At 49.6% G+C, this 20,397-nt stretch carries 19 protein-coding genes and 1 rRNA gene; all 20 read left to right on the top strand.

What is annotated here, in order from left to right; all coding sequences use genetic code 11:
- Window positions 1-94: 94 nt before the first annotated feature.
- Complete coding sequence (ftsH, locus tag H583_RS0112145) at window positions 95-2,110, top strand: ATP-dependent zinc metalloprotease FtsH (RefSeq protein ID WP_028560706.1); 2,016 nt, start codon at window positions 95-97, stop codon at window positions 2,108-2,110.
- A 334-nt stretch (window positions 2,111-2,444) separates the two neighbouring features.
- Window positions 2,445-3,383, top strand: coding sequence for a quinolinate synthase NadA (nadA, locus tag H583_RS0112140; protein WP_028560705.1), 939 nt, complete (start codon window positions 2,445-2,447; stop codon window positions 3,381-3,383).
- Window positions 3,384-3,415: 32 nt separating this feature from the next.
- Complete coding sequence (gene nadB / locus H583_RS0112135; protein WP_028560704.1) at window positions 3,416-5,056, top strand: L-aspartate oxidase; 1,641 nt, start codon at window positions 3,416-3,418, stop codon at window positions 5,054-5,056.
- The gene (gene nadC, locus H583_RS0112130; RefSeq protein WP_028560703.1) at window positions 5,034-5,912 is read left to right on the top strand and encodes a carboxylating nicotinate-nucleotide diphosphorylase; all 879 of its coding nucleotides are present in this window, start codon (window positions 5,034-5,036) and stop codon (window positions 5,910-5,912) included. Before nadB ends, nadC begins: the two co-directional genes overlap by 23 nt.
- Window positions 5,909-6,679 carry a type III pantothenate kinase gene (locus H583_RS0112125; RefSeq protein WP_028560702.1) on the top strand — a complete coding sequence of 257 codons (771 nt, stop codon included), beginning with the start codon at window positions 5,909-5,911 and terminating at the stop codon, window positions 6,677-6,679. Before nadC ends, H583_RS0112125 begins: the two co-directional genes overlap by 4 nt.
- A 42-nt stretch (window positions 6,680-6,721) precedes the next feature.
- Window positions 6,722-7,621: an Hsp33 family molecular chaperone HslO gene (gene hslO / locus H583_RS0112120; protein WP_028560701.1), complete on the top strand. Its 900-nt coding sequence runs from the start codon at window positions 6,722-6,724 to the stop codon at window positions 7,619-7,621.
- A gap of 15 nt (window positions 7,622-7,636) precedes the next feature.
- The gene (locus H583_RS0112115; RefSeq protein WP_028560700.1) at window positions 7,637-8,590 is read left to right on the top strand and encodes a peptidylprolyl isomerase; all 954 of its coding nucleotides are present in this window, start codon (window positions 7,637-7,639) and stop codon (window positions 8,588-8,590) included.
- A gap of 91 nt (window positions 8,591-8,681) precedes the next feature.
- Complete coding sequence (gene cysK / locus H583_RS0112110; protein WP_028560699.1) at window positions 8,682-9,620, top strand: cysteine synthase A; 939 nt, start codon at window positions 8,682-8,684, stop codon at window positions 9,618-9,620.
- Between the two features lie 185 nt (window positions 9,621-9,805).
- Window positions 9,806-11,371 (top strand): anthranilate synthase component I family protein, encoded by a 1,566-nt coding sequence (locus H583_RS0112105; protein ID WP_028560698.1) that lies wholly within the window; start codon window positions 9,806-9,808, stop codon window positions 11,369-11,371.
- A 12-nt stretch (window positions 11,372-11,383) separates the two neighbouring features.
- Window positions 11,384-11,965: an aminodeoxychorismate/anthranilate synthase component II gene (gene pabA / locus H583_RS0112100; RefSeq protein WP_028560697.1), complete on the top strand. Its 582-nt coding sequence runs from the start codon at window positions 11,384-11,386 to the stop codon at window positions 11,963-11,965.
- Entirely contained in the window at window positions 11,962-12,858 is an 897-nt protein-coding gene (gene pabC / locus H583_RS0112095; protein WP_028560696.1) for an aminodeoxychorismate lyase, read from the top strand. Before pabA ends, pabC begins: the two co-directional genes overlap by 4 nt.
- Window positions 12,851-13,717, top strand: coding sequence for a dihydropteroate synthase (gene folP, locus H583_RS0112090; protein ID WP_028560695.1), 867 nt, complete (start codon window positions 12,851-12,853; stop codon window positions 13,715-13,717). Before pabC ends, folP begins: the two co-directional genes overlap by 8 nt.
- A gap of 2 nt (window positions 13,718-13,719) precedes the next feature.
- On the top strand, window positions 13,720-14,112 hold the full coding sequence (gene folB / locus H583_RS0112085; RefSeq protein ID WP_028560694.1) for a dihydroneopterin aldolase: 393 nt from the start codon (window positions 13,720-13,722) through the stop codon (window positions 14,110-14,112).
- Window positions 14,084-14,653 carry a 2-amino-4-hydroxy-6-hydroxymethyldihydropteridine diphosphokinase gene (folK, locus tag H583_RS0112080; RefSeq protein WP_051236362.1) on the top strand — a complete coding sequence of 190 codons (570 nt, stop codon included), beginning with the start codon at window positions 14,084-14,086 and terminating at the stop codon, window positions 14,651-14,653. The genes folB and folK overlap by 29 nt, the downstream gene beginning before the upstream one ends.
- Window positions 14,623-14,838, top strand: a complete 216-nt coding sequence (locus tag H583_RS0112075; RefSeq protein ID WP_028560692.1) for a helix-turn-helix domain-containing protein — start codon at window positions 14,623-14,625, stop codon at window positions 14,836-14,838. The genes folK and H583_RS0112075 overlap by 31 nt, the downstream gene beginning before the upstream one ends.
- Window positions 14,839-14,867: 29 nt before the next feature.
- Window positions 14,868-15,899 (top strand): tRNA dihydrouridine synthase DusB, encoded by a 1,032-nt coding sequence (gene dusB / locus H583_RS0112070; RefSeq protein ID WP_028560691.1) that lies wholly within the window; start codon window positions 14,868-14,870, stop codon window positions 15,897-15,899.
- Window positions 15,900-16,314: 415 nt separating this feature from the next.
- A complete protein-coding gene (greA, locus tag H583_RS0112065; protein WP_028560690.1) occupies window positions 16,315-16,791 on the top strand; it encodes a transcription elongation factor GreA in 477 nt (158 codons plus the stop codon).
- Between the two features lie 197 nt (window positions 16,792-16,988).
- Window positions 16,989-18,503 (top strand): lysine--tRNA ligase, encoded by a 1,515-nt coding sequence (lysS, locus tag H583_RS0112060; RefSeq protein ID WP_028560689.1) that lies wholly within the window; start codon window positions 16,989-16,991, stop codon window positions 18,501-18,503.
- A gap of 216 nt (window positions 18,504-18,719) precedes the next feature.
- Window positions 18,720-19,895: a stalk domain-containing protein gene (locus tag H583_RS0112055; protein ID WP_028560688.1), complete on the top strand. Its 1,176-nt coding sequence runs from the start codon at window positions 18,720-18,722 to the stop codon at window positions 19,893-19,895.
- 389 nt (window positions 19,896-20,284) lie between these two features.
- Window positions 20,285-20,397, top strand: a 16S ribosomal RNA gene (locus H583_RS0112050); the annotation flags it as partial.

Raw genomic sequence — 20,397 nt, 5'->3', positions numbered from 1 at the left:
TAACCGCCGTACATGCCGATCCTCCGTGCGTTCTATTGAGATGGAATGTCATGCTATGGTAAAATACTTAAAGCGTCTTGAGAGGAGGTAAGGGATGAATCGGATCATCCGTAACACGGGGTTTTATTTGATCATCTTTTTGGTGGCCGTGGGTATTGTCCAGGCAATCAGCAGTTCTGGAGATACCGCAGTCGAACTGAGATATGACCAGTTTCGGAAACAGATGGTAGATAACAATGTTCAAAAACTGACATTGAAGTTCGACAAATACACGTATTATGCGAAAGGCCAATTCCGTACGAAGCCTGCTGATGCAAGTTCCGAACAGTTCTATTCACGCATTAACGTGGAAGAGTTTGCGCTCAAGGAAATTAATGATTTGGCCATTAGTAATGGGGTAGAGTACAAGTTTGATCCGATGGAAGGCCAAAGTTTCTGGCTGACGTTTCTTACGTCCATTGTTCCGTTTGTGATTATTTTCATCCTGTTCTTCTTCCTGATTAACCAAGCGCAGGGCGGCGGAGGCAAGGTTATGAATTTCGGCAAGAGCCGTGCCCGCTTGTATAATGAAGAGAAGAAACGGGTTACTTTCGAAGACGTTGCAGGGGCAGATGAAGAGAAGCAGGAGCTTGTAGAGGTCGTAGACTTCCTCAAAGATCCGCGCAAATTTGCAGCTGTTGGAGCACGTATTCCGAAAGGGGTACTGCTTAACGGACCTCCAGGTACAGGTAAAACCTTGCTTGCGAGAGCTGTTGCCGGTGAGGCCGGCGTGCCGTTCTTCAGCATTTCCGGTTCTGACTTCGTGGAAATGTTCGTCGGTGTCGGTGCGTCCCGTGTCCGTGACTTGTTTGAAAATGCGAAAAAGAATGCACCTTGTATTATCTTTATCGATGAGATTGATGCAGTAGGCCGTCAGCGTGGCGCAGGTCTTGGCGGTGGCCATGACGAGCGCGAGCAGACGCTTAACCAATTGCTTGTTGAGATGGATGGATTTGGCGCTAACGAAGGTATTATTATCGTCGCTGCTACGAACCGTCCGGACATTCTCGATCCGGCGCTTCTCCGCCCGGGACGCTTCGACCGTCAAATTACAGTTGACCGTCCGGATGTGAAAGGCCGCGAAGCGGTGCTTAAAGTCCATGCCCGCAACAAGCCGCTGGCCAATGATGTCAAGCTGGATATTATTGCGAAGCGTACTACAGGCTTCACAGGTGCAGACCTTGAGAACCTCCTGAACGAAGCGGCTCTCCTGGCAGCACGCCGCAACAAGAAAGATATTGCAATGCGTGAGATGGACGAAGCCATTGACCGCGTTATCGTAGGTACAGAGAAGAAAAGCCGCGTGATCAGTGACCGCGAGAAGCGGATTGTTGCTTATCACGAAGCAGGACATACCATCGTTGGATTCTTCCTGGAGCATGCTGATATGGTTCACAAGGTTACGATTATTCCTCGGGGACGTGCTGGCGGATACGTCATCATGATGCCGAAGGAAGACCGTATGCTTGTTACCAAGCAGGAGCTTCTTGACAAGGTTACCGGATTGCTCGGGGGCCGTGTGGCCGAGGAGCTGTTCATTGGCGAAATCGGAACAGGCGCTTACTCCGACTTTAAACAGGCGACGGGCATTGTCCGCAGCATGATTATGGAGTATGGTATGAGCGATAAGCTTGGACCAATGCAGTTCGGCAGCTCGCAAGGGCAAGTATTCCTGGGCCGCGATATTGGCCATGAGCAGAATTACTCCGATGCGATAGCGTATGAGATTGACCAAGAGATGCAGACGCTGATCAATAACTGCTATACTCGGGCCAAGGAGCTTCTGAGCGAGAAGAGCAAAGAAGTTCACCTCATTGCCGAGACACTCCTCAAGGAGGAGACTCTGGAGATGGAACAAATCAAGCGCCTGATCGAGACCGGTTCGCTTGGCGGAGAAGGCCAAGGCTCCGAAGGCAGCACGCCGGAAGAGACCCATGCAGATCCGACGATTGATACAATCGGCGACGTTACGGTTCGCATTCAGCCTCGCAAAGGCGATGAAGAACCAGTCAAAGGCGATATTCCGGAATCGAAGCCAGAGGATAACGACGGCGAAAACAACAAGTCATAAGCTTCTACTAAAGCAGTCCCTTCCTGACAGAAGGGGCTGCTTTTTTAATATAAGAATGTATAACGGACAACTAAAGTTATTCTTATATTTGCATCGTCCCGTACAGGTCTGAAAGTTGCTAACCTTACATAAGATTTGGCTAATAAAACAACATAGCCTTACCATTCAGAAGTTCTAGCCTTGATAAACTGCGCTAAAGCGCCTTTACGCTTGTTGACACCGTAGTCTCTGTTGTGTAAATTAGTTGTAACTTCATCAATTTATTTAGCTTTGGCAACACTAGGGAGAGCGCTGGTTAAGCGCTGCCTGATGACATACAAGGAGAGGGTCTGCCGTGGAAGCATTGGCATTAGAACGCAAAGAGCAGCAAAATCGTGAGCTTCGCGAGCGTCTGATGGAATTGAAGAAAGAACGTAACGCAATTATTCTTGCTCACTATTATCAAAGAGATGAAATTCAAGAGGTTGCCGATTTTCGTGGTGATTCCTTCCTGCTTGCTCAGAAAGCCGCACAAACGGATGCGGATACGATCGTTTTTTGCGGTGTGCACTTTATGGGAGAGAGCGCGAAGATTTTGGCTCCGAACAAAACTGTTATTATTCCGGATGAGCGTGCCGGTTGTCCGATGGCCGACATGGTCAATGTAGAAGGACTTCGTCAGCTGAAAGCGAAGCATCCGAATGCAACCGTTGTAACCTATATTAACTCATCTGCAGAGATTAAGGCAGAGACCGATATTTGCTGTACTTCAGCAAATGCCGTCCAGGTTGTGAACTCTGTAGAAGGCGACGAAGTAATCTGGGTTCCGGACAAGAACCTGGGCCATTATGTACAACAGAAGACAGACAAGAAGATGATTATTTGGGAAGGCTACTGCAATACACATGATATGCTGACTGTGAAGGATGTCGTGGAGATGAAGGCCAAATACCCGAATGCGGAGTTTGTCGTTCACCCGGAATGCCGACCTGAAGTTGTGGAGCTTGGCGATTTTGTAGGCAGTACAACAGCGATCCTTAAATATTGCAAAGAATCTCCGAACAAGGAATTTATTGTCGGCACAGAGGACGGAACAGGCTTCCAGCTTCGCAAGGATAGTCCGGATAAGACCTTCCATTTTGCAACCAAATATTTGGTATGCCCGAACATGAAGGTCAACAACTTGAAGAAACTTGTGAAATGCCTGGAAACGATGCAGCCGCAAATTTATGTTCCGCCTCAAGTTGCAGACAAAGCGAGATTATCTCTGGAGCGCATGCTGCAAGTGAAGTAGCATGCGCTACTTCCTTGTAGGAGGAGAGCGAATTGATTCCAAGATATTTAGTGGATTTTTCCTTGGATCAGCTTCCGGTAGTGGATAAAGATGTCATTGTAATCGGGGCCGGCATTGCCGGTCTTTTTACCGCTATCAAAGCTAGTGAAAATAGTAACGTACTTATGTTAACGAAAAAATCGCTGATGGACAGCAATACGCGGTATGCCCAGGGTGGAATCGCTGCGGTTATTTCCGAGGATGACTCGCCGCTGTACCATCGGCAGGATACCCTTGTTGCTGGTGCAGGACTGTGTGTTGATGAAGCGGTTGAGGCCCTTGTTCATGAAGGGCCAAAAGGTGTTCATGATCTGATACGCATGGGCACGCAGTTCGACCAGGAGAATGGCGAATTTGCGCTGACGAAGGAAGGCGCCCACAGCCAGCGAAGAATTCTGCATGCTAATGGGGATGCGACAGGCTATGAGATCGTGCGGGCTTTGTCGGAGAAAGCAAATGCGCATCCCAACATCGAAGTATGGGACGACCATTTTGTCATTGACCTGATTACGATCGACGGAGAATGCTGCGGGGTACTCGTTCAAAAGCCGGACGGCCAAAAGCTGTTTGTGCGCGGCAAAGCAACAGTATTGTGCTCCGGCGGAACCGGACAACTGTACCGGTATACGACCAATCCGGATGTGGCGACAGGAGACGGGGTTGCCATGGCATTTCGGGCTGGGGCATATATTCAGGATATGGAATTCATTCAATTCCATCCGACTTCGCTCTGTTACCCTGGTGCTCCGCGATTCCTTATTTCCGAGGCTGTTCGCGGAGAAGGTGCGGTGCTGCGGAATATTAGAGGCGAGCGCTTCATGGAGAAATATCATGAGCAGCTAGAGCTTGCCCCGAGAGATGTTGTAGCAAGGGCGATTGTAAGCGAGATTGAAGCAACCAAATCGACCTTTGTCTATCTGGATATTACGCATGAATCTCCGGATATGGTCAAGCACCGTTTCCCGACAATATATGAATTCTGCCTGAACTACGGACTTGATTTGACGACCGACTGGATTCCGGTTGCGCCTGCTGCACATTATATGATGGGTGGCGTCAAGACCGATTTGAACGGGGAGACGAATGTGAAGCGGCTATTTGCCTGTGGAGAAGTATCCTCTACTGGCGTTCACGGGGCGAACCGGCTGGCGAGCAACTCGTTGTCGGAGGCAATCGTGTTCGGACGGCGCATTGTCAAGCAGATTAATAATCTGGAACCTCTCCAAATGCCTGCATTTGATAGAAATCCGGTTTCTGAAGAATCATGGAGAAGCGCGTCCTCTATTCAGGCCTTCGTAGAGAAAAGACTAAAGCTGCAGAAAGTTATGGTCCGCTATGCGGGGCTGAGAAGAGACGGCAGCGGATTAATTAAAGGGCTGGAAGAGCTGAAGCGTCAGCTTCCGATTTTTCAGACGGTACTCACCAAACGGGAGGAATATGAGTTTGCCAACCTTCTGACCTGCGCATTGCTGACAACCGAAGCTGCGCTAGCACGGGAGGAGAGCCGCGGAGCGCATTACCGGGAGGACTTCCCTGAGCGTGATGACTTGCAGTGGCGCAAGCATACAGTTCTACACCGTGAATACGGCTTAACAGAGGAGCGGATACAAGATGCACGAGCTGGGAACCTATAATCAAGCGCTGCGGGAGCAGATTCGGAGCTGGTTGGCTGAGGATGTGGGAGCGGGCGACGTTACGACCGAGACGACTATCCCTGCGGGACACCAGTCCACAGCCGTCATTCATGTCAAAGAGGATGGAATCTTGGCCGGACTTCCTGTTGCCGAGCTTGTATTTGAAATTGTAGATCCTGGTCTGAAGTTCCGCCGCGTTGCTGCCGAAGGCAGCGCTGTGACCAAAGGGACCATTCTGGCTGAAATAGAAGGAAGCACGCACAGCCTGCTGACAGGCGAGCGTCTGGCGCTTAATCTGCTGCAGCGGCTGTCAGGCATTGCGACCAGGACAAGCCAGTACAAGGCTGCGATTGGCAGTCTGCCGGCAAGGCTTGTGGATACGAGAAAAACGACACCGGGGCACCGGATGCTGGAGAAGTATGCGGTGCGGGTAGGCGGCGGTTCAAACCACCGGTTCGGCTTGTATGATGCGGTGATGATCAAGGATAATCATATCAAGGGTGCTGGCGGCATCCGCCAGGCTGTGGAAGCTTCGCGCGCGCGCATTCCGCACACGATGAAAATTGAGGTGGAAGCAGAATCGATTGCTCAGGTGGAGGAAGCGCTGAATGCCGGCGCTGATATTATTATGCTGGATAACATGACGAATGAAAAAATGACAGAGGCAGTGAAGTTCATTCGCGAGCGTGCTCCCCATATTATCATCGAGGCATCTGGCGGTGTGAACCTGAATACAGTGCACAGCATTGCAGCTTGCGGCGTGGATGTGATTTCCGTAGGTGCGCTGACGTATTCCTTCCATTCCCTTGATATCAGTCTTGATCTGGGAGGCAAAAAGGGAGGCGATGCTTCTTGATTCTGGCCATTGACGTAGGCAATACAAATATCGTATTGGGCGTATACCGTGGCAAGGAACTGCTGCATCACTGGCGGCTGAGTACGAACCGTTCAAATACTGTGGACGAATATGGAATGATAATCTTGAATTTGTTCCACTTCGCCGGTCTTGATATTCACAAAGTAGAAGGAGTCATTATTTCCTCCGTTGTTCCGCCACTCATGAGAACTTTGGAGCAATTATGCGTAAACTATCTCAAGAAATCTCCGGTTGTCGTAGGTCCGGGCGTGAAGACGGGCCTGAATATCCGCTACGAGAATCCCCGTGAGGTAGGTGCTGACCGGATCGTCAATGCGGTGGCGGGAATTGAGAAGTATGGCAAGCCGCTCATTGTTGTGGATTTTGGTACGGCTACAACCTTTGACTATATTGACGAGTCCGGTGATTACTTGGGCGGAGCGATTTTGCCGGGCATTGGCATTTCTACTGAGGCCCTGTACCAGCGTGCAGCCAAGCTGCCACGCATTGAGCTTGTAAAGCCGAAGAGCGTGATTGGACGCAATCCGGTCACTTCCATGCAGGCCGGGATCATTTTCGGATATGCGGGCCAGGTGGACGCCATTGTAAGAAGAATTGAACGTGAATTCAAAGTTACGCCATATGTGGTCGCCACAGGCGGCTTGGCGGAGCTGATCGCGAGCGAGTCGGAGACGATCCGTGTCGTAGATCCGCTGCTGACGCTTGAAGGGATGCGCCTGGTGTACGAGCGGAATCAGGATAACTGAACGTAACATATATACAATTGATAATGAAAGGGAGGGTTTATAGTGAGCAGTGAAAAAGACTACCTTGTGCGCGGAACAGCCTTGGGCGGCAAGGTTCGCGTGTTCGCGGTGCGCAGCACGCAGTTGACTGAAGAGTTGAGAAGACGCCACAATACACTCCCTACGGCTACCGCGGCTCTTGGCAGAACTGCTGCTGCCGGAGCGATGATGGGAGCCATGCTGAAAGGCAAGGAGAAACTGACCATTCAGGTTAAAGGCGATGGGCCGTTAGGCCAGATCGTAATTGATGCCAATGCCGACGGTGAAGTGCGTGGCTATGTGGATCATCCGGATGTGCATCTGGCCAGCAATTCGCAAGGCAAACTTGATGTTGCAGGGGCAGTAGGGCGCACAGGTTACCTCCATATTATTAAAGATCTCGGTCTGCGTGATCCTTACCGTGGCAGCATACCGATTATTTCTGGAGAACTTGCAGAGGATTTCACCTATTACTTTGCTACTTCGGAGCAGACTCCATCAGCAGTCGGCCTTGGTGTGCTGGTTAATACGGATGGTTCGGTTATGCAGGCTGGCGGATTTATTGTCCAGTTGCTGCCGGGCCTGACTGATGAGGAGATTACACTGCTGGAGCGGAGATTGTCAATGATGCCGCCAGTGACCTCCTTGTTTGAACAAGGAGAGACGCCGGAGGAGCTTCTGCGCTTTGCAGTGGGTGATGATCTTCAGATTATGGAGACGCTGCCGGTCAAGTTCGCCTGCAAGTGTTCCAAAGAACGCATTGAGTCTACTTTGCTCAGCATGGGTGAGAAGGAACTGAAGCAGCTGATTGAAGAGGATGAAAAAGCAGAGGTTATTTGTCACTTCTGTAACGAAGTATATACGTTTGACCGTAATGATCTTCAGATTTTGCTTGATCAAGCAAAGCCTGATCCGATCCAGTAAGAGAGGATCAGGCGAATGAACAAGCAAAATCTATGGAAAGGATTGATCGCACTCCAGGCTATTTGTATGATTGTTCTGACTGTAGTCGTCGTCGTAAAAGTAGTACCTGTAGGCGATAAGCCGGATGATACGCCAGTTAAGCCCGACCATGGCGGCAGCGAGGCCGTGGATGACAGCGAGATTGCGGCTGTGGTCGGCAAAAAGGTGATCACCGTTAAGGAATTACATCAAGCGCTTGTTCAAAATTACGGGGAAGATATGCTGAACAAATTAATGCTGCGTCAGGCTATTGACCTTGAGACGGATGCTTACGGGCTTGCCGCGACTGAGGGAGAAATAAGGGAAGAGCTAAAGGACAGGATGAATGGCTATGGGAGCGAGTCCGAATTTTATACAGCTATGAAAAATCAACTGGGTTTGTCCAAGCAGGAAGTGCTGACGGATATTAAATACCAGTTGTTGCTGGAGAAGATCGCGACCAGACAGACAGATGTCTCCGACCAGGATATTCAGAATTATATCCGTCTACATCCGCAGGAGTTTGGACCGCAAGTACATATCCGGATTGCCTGGATTGTGACGGGCTCGGAGCATCTTGCCAAGCTTGTGTTGAACAAGCTGGAGGAGGGCGAAGCCTTCTCTGATTTGGCACGGCAGTATTCCGAGGATGAATTTACTTCTTCAAGTGGCGGAGATATGGGATTGGTAGAAGCCCATGATCCTTTTATAGAAGAAAAGGTGCTTAAAGCTGCCAGTTCATTGCAAGTAGGTGCAGTGACCGGACCGATTGCCGTAAGCCAGGGCTTTGCAGTCATTCAGCTCCAGGAGCGTCAAGAAGAGACGGAGCTCGACCATGAGCGGCAAATGGAGCGTGTCCGCCGGCAGATCGCCTTGTCTGTATCGACGCCTTTATCCGAAGTAGAATCATTGTTATTGCATAAATATGGCGCTACTGTATACCAAAGCTAAAGTTCACTATTGACAATTCCTATCGACGATTGTTAATATTAAAGCAGATAAAAACCTACTGAATTAGTCGGAAATGAGGAGGCCTTTAATCATGGCTAGAATTGTACAAAATGTTACTGATCTGATTGGCGATACACCTCTTGTTCGTTTGAACCGTCTTGTTCCAGAAGACTATGCAGAGATTTATGTGAAGCTGGAGTATCAAAATCCGGGTGCCAGCGTAAAAGACCGTATTGCGATCAGCATGATTGAGGTTGCTGAGCAAGAGGGCCTACTGAAACCAGGCGATACCATTATTGAAGCAACGAGCGGCAACACAGGTATTGGACTTGCGCTTGTGGCTGCTGCCAAAGGATACAAAGCGATTCTTGTTATGCCTGAAACGATGAGTATTGAGCGTCGCAACCTGCTTCGTGCCTACGGAGCAGAGCTTGTCCTGACTCCGGGGGCGGAGGGCATGAACGGTGCGGTTCGCAAAGCCGATGAGATCAAGGAAGAAAATCCGGGCTACTTCATGGCGGAGCAATTCAGAAATCCGGCTAACGTCAAAATTCACCGTGAAACGACAGGTCCTGAAATCGTCGAAGCGATCAACTCTCTCGACGGCAAGCTGGATGCTTTTGTTGCTGGTATCGGTACAGGCGGAACGATCTCCGGTGCAGGGGAAGTGCTGAAGAACAACTTCCCGAATATCAAAATCGTAGCAGTTGAGCCTTCTGCTTCTCCGATTTTGTCCGGGGGCAAGCCAGGTCCTCATAAAATTCAAGGCATCGGTGCCAACTTCGTACCGGACATCCTGAATCGTGAAATCTACGATGAAGTCATCACCGTAGAAAACGAGGAAGCTTTTGAATATGCGCGTCGTGCAGCTAAAGAAGAAGGTATTCTATGTGGAATTTCTTCCGGTGCTGCTATCTATGCAGCATTGAAGGTTGCGAAGGAGCTTGGTAAAGGCAAACGCGTTATCGCGGTTGTACCAAGCAACGGGGAACGCTACCTGAGCACACCGCTGTTCAATTTTGAGAACTAATTGATTGCATTATACAAGGACTGTCTTTTGCGAGTAATCGCCAAGGACAGTCCTTTCTGAATTTATCTCCGAATGCCCTCTGTAGCTATAAAGTGTTCCAAAGGTTAGGCCGGCCATTAAAGGCTTGCCTTTTTGGGCAGGCTTTCATTATACTAAGTGGAACCGTTAATGCAGGGGGACCGGAAATGATATGTACTTCTTATGAGCAATGGAAGCAATGGCAGGCAGAGAATCATACGATATTGCCCCTGCTTTACAAACAACCTTTGGAATTAAGCCGTGATAAGGTCGATAGCTGGACGAAGGCGTGGAGCATTGCCAATCCTTATGCCATCATAATGGAGAGCGGCAAGGATGGCCGATATACCTATGTTGGCTTGCGGCCGTCGGAGGTTGTAACCGGTAAAGGAGAAAGTGCAGAACTGTTAAATCTGGGTTCCGGTGAGAAACAGAAACTGAACGGGAACCCTCTGGAGGTCGTCCGGGCATGGATGCAGCCTTTTCGTGCGCCGCGGCTTGCGGAAGGGCCCAAGTGGGTTGGCGGCTGTGCAGGCTTATGGAGCTATGATGTAGCCCGCTATATCGAGCGGCTGCCAGAGCTTGCTGCTGATGATCTGGGTTGGCCGGATTATGTATTCATGCGGCTTAATGAGCTTTGGATTATCGATCATCAGACCAAAGAAATCTATTGCGCAGTTCATTCGGCTGTAACCAATGGCGGGTCTGACGAATCCCTGAGGGATACTTATGACCGAGCGCTGCATCACGCGGAAGAAATGGCAGCTATCTGGCGAAAGCTGACGGAAGTGGACAACAGCCCGGATGCTGTACGGAAGCGGGAACGCCAGTTGGAGCTGATTGCAGAGGATCAGAATTTTCATATCGATGTGGAGTCAATTCCGGGCAGAACCTCGCCTTTTTCCAAAGAAGGCTTCATGGATGCGGTTCGTACGATTCAGAGGTACATTTCCCAGGGAGATGTATTCCAGGTCAATTTGTCGCTGCGTCAGAGCCTGGAGAGCGATTTGTCCCCTGAGGAGCTGTACGAATGGCTAAGATTATTCAACCCTTCTCCTTACATGGGATTTTTGCGTACTCCTGATTTTCAACTGGTGTCCGCTTCCCCCGAGCTGCTGGTAGAATCCAGAGCGGGCAGACTGGTCGCAAGACCGATAGCGGGAACACGCCGCCGCGGTCGGACGGCCGGGGAGGATCAAGTGCTCGCTGAGGAGCTTCTTAACAACGAGAAGGAGCGTGCGGAGCATATTATGCTGGTAGACCTTGACCGCAACGATCTGGGCAGAATATCGGAGTTCGGTACGGTCCGGGTAAAAGAGCTGATGGTTATCGAGCAGTATTCCCATGTCATGCATCTGGTCTCCCAGGTCGAGGGGGAACTGAAAGCTGGCAAGGATGCTTTTGATGTGATTGCAGCCAAATTTCCGGGCGGTACGATAACAGGGGCTCCGAAGATTCGGACGATGGAAATTATCGAGGAAGTGGAGCCTGCCAGACGCGGCCCGTATACAGGCTCGATGGGCTGGATTGACTATAACGGGGATATGGAATTTAATATTATTATCCGCACGATGGCGGTCAAGGACGGACAGATACACATTCAGGCAGGAGCGGGCATCGTGATTGATTCCGACCCCGAGCGTGAATATTATGAATCGCTCAACAAAGCCAAGGCTCTATGGAAGGCGATTCAATACAGTGAGAAATTTCACGGACAAGCAATTCAAGTATAGGGGGAGTCTTCCATGATTCTGGTAATTGACAATTACGACTCATTTACGTACAACCTGGTACAGTATTTGGGTGAGCTTGGAGAGGATATCGTCGTCAAGCGCAATGATGAGATTGATCTGGACGGTATCGCTGAATTGGCACCGGACCATATTCTGATCTCTCCAGGTCCATGTACACCTAATGAAGCTGGGGTGAGCCTGGCGTTGATTGACCGGTTCAAAGGGCAGATTCCGATTCTTGGCGTGTGTCTGGGACATCAGGCAATCGGACAAGCTTTTGGCGGGGACGTCATACGTGCAGAGCAGCTTATGCATGGCAAGACGTCGCCGATTTTGCATGATGGCCGTACGATCTTTGAGGGCATTCCGTCTCCTTACACGGCTACGAGATATCACTCCTTGATTGTAAAGCGTGAGACACTGCCGGATTGCCTGGAAATTAGCGCCGAGACAGCGGAAGGCGAAATTATGGGCCTGCGGCATAAAGAATATTTAATTGAAGGGGTTCAGTTCCATCCGGAATCGATTATTACGGAGCATGGTCTGACTCTGCTGCGCAATTTTTTGAAGCTTAAGGCCGGAGCGGTGCGATGAAGGTTGGATTAAACGGCACCATTTTGGATGCGCAGGAGGCCGTGATCTCGGTATATGATCACGGCTTTTTGTATGGACTAGGCTTATTCGAGACGTTCCGTACCTACGGGGGCGGGCAGCCATTCCTGCTGGAGCGGCATCTGGAACGGCTGAAGTGTGCGTGTATTGAGCTTGGTATCCGGTATAAACCGGATGGGGAGCAATTGAGGAACTGGCTGCGGGGACTGATGGATGCAAACGGGCTGGAGGAAGCCTATGTACGCCTGACAGTGAGCGCCGGCGAGGGAGAGCTTGGCTTGCCTGTAGGAGACTATACACGGCCGAATGTACTGCTGCTGGTTAAGCCGCTTCCTGCACATTCGCCACAGCTTGACCGGACGGGCAAGGAGCTGCGGCTTCTGCGGACACCACGCAATACGCCAGAGGGCGAGACCCGGTACAAGTCCCTCCACTATATGAATAATATCCTTGCAAAGCGGGAGTTGTCCGCTACAGATGCACCAACGGGTACAGAGGGACTCATGTGTACGCGGGAGGGTTATCTGGCTGAGGGTATTGTGAGCAATTTGTTTTTTGTCCGTGATGGAAAGCTGTTCACTCCCGCGGTTCAAACCGGTATTTTGCCGGGTATAACAAGAAGGAAAGTGCTGGAGGTGGCTTCCTCACTGGGCATTCCCATGGAGGAGGGACTGTACCGATGGCCGGATCTGCTGCAAGCGGAGGAAGTATGGCTCACTAACTCCATTCAAGAGCTGGTCCCGGTAACAAGACTCGCAGATACGAAAGGTACAACTTCAATTATTGGCGGAGGAGAAAGCGGCAGGCTGACGCAGCAGCTGCTCACTGCATACCGTCAGGAGGCTTATGGCAGGAAGGCGGAAAGACATGTATAAACGAGTTTGGCAGCGATCTTATACATTGCGTAGCGGCAGCCGGCTGAAGCTCGGGGACCGCACGCTCATTATGGGGATTTTGAATACAACGCCGGATTCCTTCTCAGATGGCGGACAATATATAGAACCGGCCAAGGCGGTCGAGCATGCCCGCAAGCTGATAGCTGAAGGGGCGGATATAATTGATATTGGCGGCGAATCTACACGCCCCGGAAGCCAGTCTGTGTCTCTGGAGGAAGAGCTGCGCCGTGTAATTCCGGTAATTGAGGCTGTGCGCAGAGAATTTCCAGAGGTAGTCATCTCCATTGATACCTATAAAGCAGAGACCGCGCGCCGGGCCTTGGACGCAGGCGCAGACATCATTAATGACGTCTGGTCCTTGCAGGGTGATCCGGATATGGCGGCTGTAGCGGCAGCATACGATTGTCCGGCGATCCTGAGCCATAATCGATCTGGAACGGTGTACAATAATCTGGTAAATGAGGTCATTAGTGACTTGCAAAAGAGCATTGAACTTGCAATACGGGCAGGAGTCCGTTCCCATAACATCTGGCTTGATCCGGGCATCGGCTTTGCCAAAACCCAAAATCATAATTTGGAGCTGATGGGTGCTCTGGATTCGCTGGTGGCAATGGGGTATCCGGTTTTGCTCGGTACCTCCCGCAAGTTATTCATTCGCAACGTACTGAATTTGCCTGCTGCTGATGTCGTGGAAGGGACCGCGGCTACGGTCACGCTCGGCATTGCCCAGGGCTGCCAGGTTGTCCGGGTACATGATGTTGCAAGCATTGCCCGTAGTGTACGAATGACGGATGCAATTGTATACCATAATGCCGCAAAGACGGATCGAGAGGTGTAAACATGGATAAGATGACACTCAAAGGGATGCAGTTTTACGGATATCATGGGGTATTTTCAGAAGAAAACAAGCTGGGCCAGAAATGGATCGTCGAATTGGAACTTGATATGGACCTGAGAAAGGCTGCCCGGACTGATGATCTGGAGGCGACGGTTAATTATGCAGAGCTGCATGCGCTCACGAAGAAAATTGTGGAAGGGCCGCCGTTTAGGCTGGTTGAGGCTTTAGCGAATGACATTGCAACGAAGGTCCTGGACACTTATACTATTATAAACGAAGTTGCGGTTCGGGTTACAAAACCGAATCCGCCGTTTGAGATATACTTTGACGGTCTTGTCGTGGAGCTTCGCAGAAAGCGGGATGAATATGGAAAGATCGTTGCCGCATGGGAATAACGGGCGGCTGGCTATAGACAATCAGCCCAAGGCTGCTTTTATTGCGCTGGGCTCTAATATGGGGAACCGGGATGAATTATTGCTTCAGGCTCTGCAACAGCTGGATCGCCATCCGGGAATTACGATTCGGAAGGCATCGGCTATGTATGAGACTGACCCGGTTGGATTTACGGAGCAGCCGGCATTTTTAAATATGGCTGCACGGATAGAGACCTTTCTGGCTCCTCTTGATCTGCTGCATGTGATGCAAGAGATTGAGAAGGAACTCGGCAGAGTGCGGCTGGAGCGTTGGGGACCGCGGACTATTGATCTGGATCTTCTTCATTATGAAGGTGAGACAATGGATACCGAGGAGTTGATGCTTCCCCATCCCCGCATGATGGAGCGCGGTTTTGTTCTTGTTCCGCTTAATGACTGCATGTCCGGTTACGAAGCTGAAAGCAAGCTTCGCCAGGAAGTGGCTGCGGGAGTGGACCGTGTGCAAAGGGAACGAAAGGAAGGCATTTCTTTATGGAACATCACCAACTGGCCCAGCGTCTGAGAGCGTTTCGCAAGCTGAAGGGCCATACACAGCAGGGATTAGCAGAGCGCCTTAACATTTCGGTTGCGGTGCTTGGATCATTGGAGCGGGGGACCAGGAAGCCGGAAGCAAAGCTTCTTGAGAAGATAGCCCAGTCACTTGAAGTCAGCTATGAGGAATTGACAGGCGAACAGAAATCCGAGTAGAAGTACGTAATAAAGGAGCATGGTGTAGCATGCTGAAAATCGGCGATATCGAAATGAAAAATAATGTAGTGCTGGCTCCAATGGCGGGTGTCTGCAACCCTGCATTCCGGCTTATTGCCAAGGAATTTGGCACTGGCCTTGTATGCGCAGAGATGGTGAGCGATAAGGCAATCCTGCATGGCAACAAGCGGACAATGGAAATGTTGTATGTTGATGAGCGCGAGAAACCGCTTAGCCTGCAAATTTTTGGCGGCGACCGGGAGTCGCTTGTCGAGGCTGCGAAAGTCGTAGACCGTCAGACCAATGCGGACATTATTGATATTAATATGGGTTGTCCGGTACCGAAGGTCACGAAGTGTGATGCCGGAGCCCGCTGGCTGCTTGATCCGAACAAGATTTATGAGATGGTATCTGCTGTCGTAGATGCTGTCGACAAACCTGTCACGGTGAAAATGCGCATCGGCTGGGATAGCGAGCATATATATGCTGTTGAGAATGCTCAAGCCGTAGAACGTGCCGGGGGAAAGGCTGTCAGCGTACATGGCAGAACACGCGAGCAGTTGTATACCGGAGTAGCGAATTGGGATATTATTAAGGAAGTCAAAGAGGCGGTGGGCATTCCGGTAATCGGAAATGGCGATGTATTCTCTCCGGAGGATGCCAAGCGATTGCTGGAGCATACGGGCTGTGATGGTGTTATGATCGGCCGGGGAGCGCTCGGAAACCCATGGATGTTGTATAGAACCATTCAGTATTTGACAAAAGGCGTAATGCTGCCAGACCCGACACCTGCCGAGAAGATGAGAATTGCGATCGTTCATATGGACCGTCTGGTAAACCTCAAGGGTGAATCCACCGCGGTTAGAGAAATGCGCAAGCATCTGGCTTGGTATTTGAAGGGCTTGCCGGGAGCTGCCCGTATTAAAGACAACATTATGGAAGAGAGCAGCCGGGACAATATGGTTCAAATTTTGGGCGCATATATTGATTCGCTGGGTGAGGCCGCGCAGCAGCCTGCGACCGGAGAATCTGCTGAGGATCAGGGAGCGGCTGTTCATTAAGTTTTAGTCACTTTGCGTGCCGCCAGGTATTGCGGCACGCAAAGCGCTGGTTTTAAACCCTTGTTTCGGCCTCATTTCCCTGTCATTGACATTTGGGGTCGAATTGCAATATAATCATGCAATAGAATTCTGACCTGATGTGAAGTGTTGTTCAAAGGTCTGGTTTTCAGAAGCTCATATACGCCTTGCGGATATCCGTACGATAACGTATTTGATTCTTTGCAAACCTATTTTCGTAAGCGCATGCTTTGCCTGATGCATTTCATTTATGGAAGATATTTGGTTTTTTGATTAGGCTTCGTAACCGGGATCAGAACTTTTTGACTAACCTCTTAATGCAGCCAACATATAGTAATGATTAGTGATTCATACATACGGGTATGAAAATATGTCACGCGACAGGAGAATTGGTGAGATGAGCGATAAGGAAATCATCTTGACTCAAGACGGACTGAAGAAACTGGAAGAAGAGCTGGAGAATCTTAAGTCAGTGAAGCGACGTGAAGTGGCAGAGCGGATCAAAATTGCTATTGGTTATGGCGATATTAGTGAAAACTCCGAGTATGAGGATGCCAAGAATGAGCAGGCGTTTATCGAAGGACGTATTATTACGCTGGAGAAAATGCTTCGCAACGCCCGCATCATTAACAATGATGAGATTGATATAGATACCGTGAGCATCGGCTCGATTGTTACGGTGGAAGACCTTGAGTTTAAAGATACGATGGATTATGCCATTGTCGGTACGGCAGAGTCTGATCCGCTGCAGAACAAGATTTCCAACGAAAGCCCTGTCGGTAAAGCCATCTTGGGCAAGAAGAAGGGCGCAGTTGTAGAGGTCAATGTTCCTGCGGGCGTTATTCAATATAAGATTCTGGATATTAAGAAGTAATTGTTGCATTCCAACCGCTGATTGGGCATAATCAGATTGCATGCTGCGTTCATTTGTTGCTGTATTGGCATCGGCGGCGCAGTCGGATAAGTTTGGCGAATCAAGCTTCCTCAGGGAAGCTTTTTTTTCAAAATTAAAAGGCACCATACTTGTATCTATCATGAACGAGGGATGCAGGACATAAGGAGATGAAGCAATTGAGTAACGAGATTCAGGAGCAGGACACACAGGAGCTTAGCGAGCTTTTGCAGATCCGGAGGGACAAGCTGGACCAGCTTCGCGGTCTGGGTATTGATCCGTTCGGCAAAAGGTTTGTCCGCACCCATCAAGCCAAAGAAGTTCTGGATGCTTACGGCGAATTGTCCAAGGAGGAACTGGAGGAGAAGTCTCCTGAGGTGAGTCTGGCTGGACGTATTATGCAAAAACGCGGCATGGGCAAAGCTTCCTTCGCCCATATTCAGGACCTGAGCGGCAAGATTCAAGTGTATGTACGCCAGGACGCACTGGACGCTGCAAAATATGAAGCGTTCAGCATGCTTGACTTGGGCGACATTATTGGCGTGCGGGGCACAGTCTTCAAAACCAAGACCGGGGAAACTTCCATTAAGGTACTTGAGCTTGAAGTGCTGACCAAATCACTGCTGCCTTTGCCTGAGAAATATCATGGCCTGAAGGATGTAGAGCTGCGCTACCGTCAGCGCTATGTGGACCTGATTATGAATCCGGATGTTCAGCAGACCTTTGTGACCCGTTCACGTATTATCCAATCGATGCGCCGCTATCTGGATTCCAAAGGCTATCTGGAGGTTGAAACGCCAACCCTTCATGCGATTGCAGGAGGAGCAGCGGCAAGGCCGTTCATTACCCATCACAATGCGCTCGATATGCAGCTTTATATGCGTATTGCAATCGAGCTTCACTTGAAACGTCTGATCGTCGGCGGCCTGGAGAAGGTGTACGAGATTGGACGAGTATACCGTAATGAGGGAATCTCGACACGTCACAACCCGGAATTTACGATGATTGAGCTGTATGAAGCCTATGCGGATTACAAGGATATTATGGAGCTGACTGAGAACCTGATCGTCCATATTGCACAAGAAGTTCTGGGCACAACGAAGATTCAATATCAGGATTACGAGGTTGATCTCGGCAAGCCTTGGCGCCGTGTCTCTATGGTGGATCTGGTTAAAGAGGCGACTGGTGTGGATTTCTCCGAACAGCTTAGCGATGAGGATGCCCATCGTTTGGCGAAGGAACATAAAGTTCAGGTAGAGCCGCATATGAGCGCAGGCCATATTCTGAATGCCTTCTTCGAAACATTTATCGAGGAGACGCTTATTCAGCCTACGTTTGTAACCGGACATCCTGTAGCGATTTCTCCGCTCGCCAAGAAGAATGATGAAGATCCAAGATTTACAGACCGTTTTGAGCTGTTCGTTGTAGCGCGCGAGCATGCCAATGCCTTTACCGAGCTGAATGATCCGATCGATCAGCGTCAACGTTTTGAGGCACAGCTCCTTGAGAAGGAGCAAGGCAATGACGAGGCTCATGAGATGGATGATGATTTCATCCGTGCCCTGGAATACGGCCTGCCGCCAACAGGCGGACTCGGTATTGGTGTGGACCGTCTCGTAATGCTTCTGACAAATGCGCCATCGATTCGTGACGTTCTGCTGTTCCCGTTAATGAGAGAACGTGCAGACGATTAATATCATTTCTTTAATGAGCTGTCTTTTATCCTAATGGATGAGAGACAGTTTTTTTAATTTTATAAGCTCAGATTTATTTTCGCTATCTAGTTTGCTTTTTATGTGAAACGAAATCCTCCCCTAGGGCTACGGCTGGATTGGTGATGTTTTCCGTTTTTGTAATAAGCGAAACTTATTTGCAGTCCGAACCGTCTAGGGCAACAGGAGGTGATTATAATGCGAATAGCAACGCTGACGGTATCTATGCTTCTGGCGGCAATCCTCATAAGTCCGGCGGCTTATGCTTCCACGGCAGTATCCAAACTGTCTGGCCATCCGGCAGCTGCGGATTACGCAGTGGTTCGTGTGGATCAACATCAGCTTATGATGAGCAGAGATGAAGCCAAGTCGACATTTGATGGCAAGCCCCTGTTCAGTGACCCTATTTTGATCCGCAATCAGATGGTGTATTTCCCTGTCCGCACGCTGGAGAAGCTGGGAGCGGCTCAAATAGACTGGGTGCCGGAGCAGCAGCAGGCCAATATTATTTCCGTTCAAGCACTGCAAACGTCAGTGAAGGACCTGGGTGTGCGTGCCCGGACCAAGCTGCTGTATAACCTTGATGGTGCGAAGCTGAATACAATGAAGGCAAGTCAAGAACCGTTCATTCAAAAGGGACGGATGTATGTGCCGATTGATCTGCTTTCGACGATCGGATTTCAAGTCCGTTACAATAAAGGGAAGCTAACAGCGGAATGGAGCAATAAGCGTATTGAGATTGGAGAAACAAGGCTGCATACGGATGAGAGCACAGCGCACATTGATATCCTCTATGAGAAACAGCTTATTAAACCCGTACTCTTAAAATCCGGAGCAGAGGGGACTGCAATCGCCCTGGCTGGTGAAATTAAGGACATTGATGTCAAGAGCGGGAACAAATACTACAATAGAATCCGTTTCGAGCTGGAATTGGAAGCAGGGCTGAATGCGTACGAGCTAGGTTTGATCGGAGAACGGGTATTCTTTACTATAGAGAGAAATGTAATTCCCGCCATGGAAATCAAACCGCGTCTAACTGAAGAGGGGCAAAATTATCTTTCTCTTCACCCGTCCGCTGAGCCGGCAAAAACACTGCATGCGGGGGATAGCCTGAGAGTTTCGGGGGAGATAGCGACTGCAGCTCCTGCCATGACCGTGCTGCAACTCCATATAAGCCGATATAATGGAAAGAGCTTTGAACTTGCAGAAAGCTATAGCATCCCAGTGAGGGACAGGAAATTTGAATACGAATATGCATTGAAGAAGAAAGGGGATTATATTGTTCAACTCATTAGCTCCCCTTATACAAAGCCAACCGGTCAAGAGCCAGCATCTGTGGTTTGGGCCGAGTGGAAGACCGCCGTTCAATCCTAAAGGGCTGTCTTCTTTTTTTTTGCGAACAAAGCATTCCGGGCTGATTTGCAATGCCATAAGGCTTCAAAACTTTTTTAAAAAAGTACTTGCAATTAACTCGTTAATCATGGTATATTATTTCTTGCCGCTTCTGAGGCGGTACGAAATACAACACAGTTTTTGTTCTAGCGAGAAGGGCTTTGAAAGACTTCGAAAAAAAAGTTTTAAAAAAAGCTTGCCAAGACATAGTAAACTGTGATATATTATAAAAGTCGCCGCTGAGACATGGCGGTAACGAAAACGAAGTAATTTGTTCTTTGAAAACTGAACAACGAGCGAAATGCCCTGTGACTTGAAAGAGTCGCAGAACAGCAACAAAATGTAATGAGCTAACAAGCTTATCTATAACTTTTATGGAGAGTTTGATCCTGGCTCAGGACGAACGCTGGCGGCGTGCCTAATACATGCAAGTCGAGCGGACTTGAAGAGAAGCTTGCTTCTCTGATGGTTAGCGGCGGACGGG

The organism is Paenibacillus pinihumi DSM 23905 = JCM 16419, assembly GCF_000422505.1.
GTDB lineage: Bacteria > Bacillota > Bacilli > Paenibacillales > Paenibacillaceae > Paenibacillus_D > Paenibacillus_D pinihumi.
The sequence above is the reverse complement of the archived record's forward strand: the minus strand, read 5'-3'. Positions and strand labels throughout refer to the sequence as shown.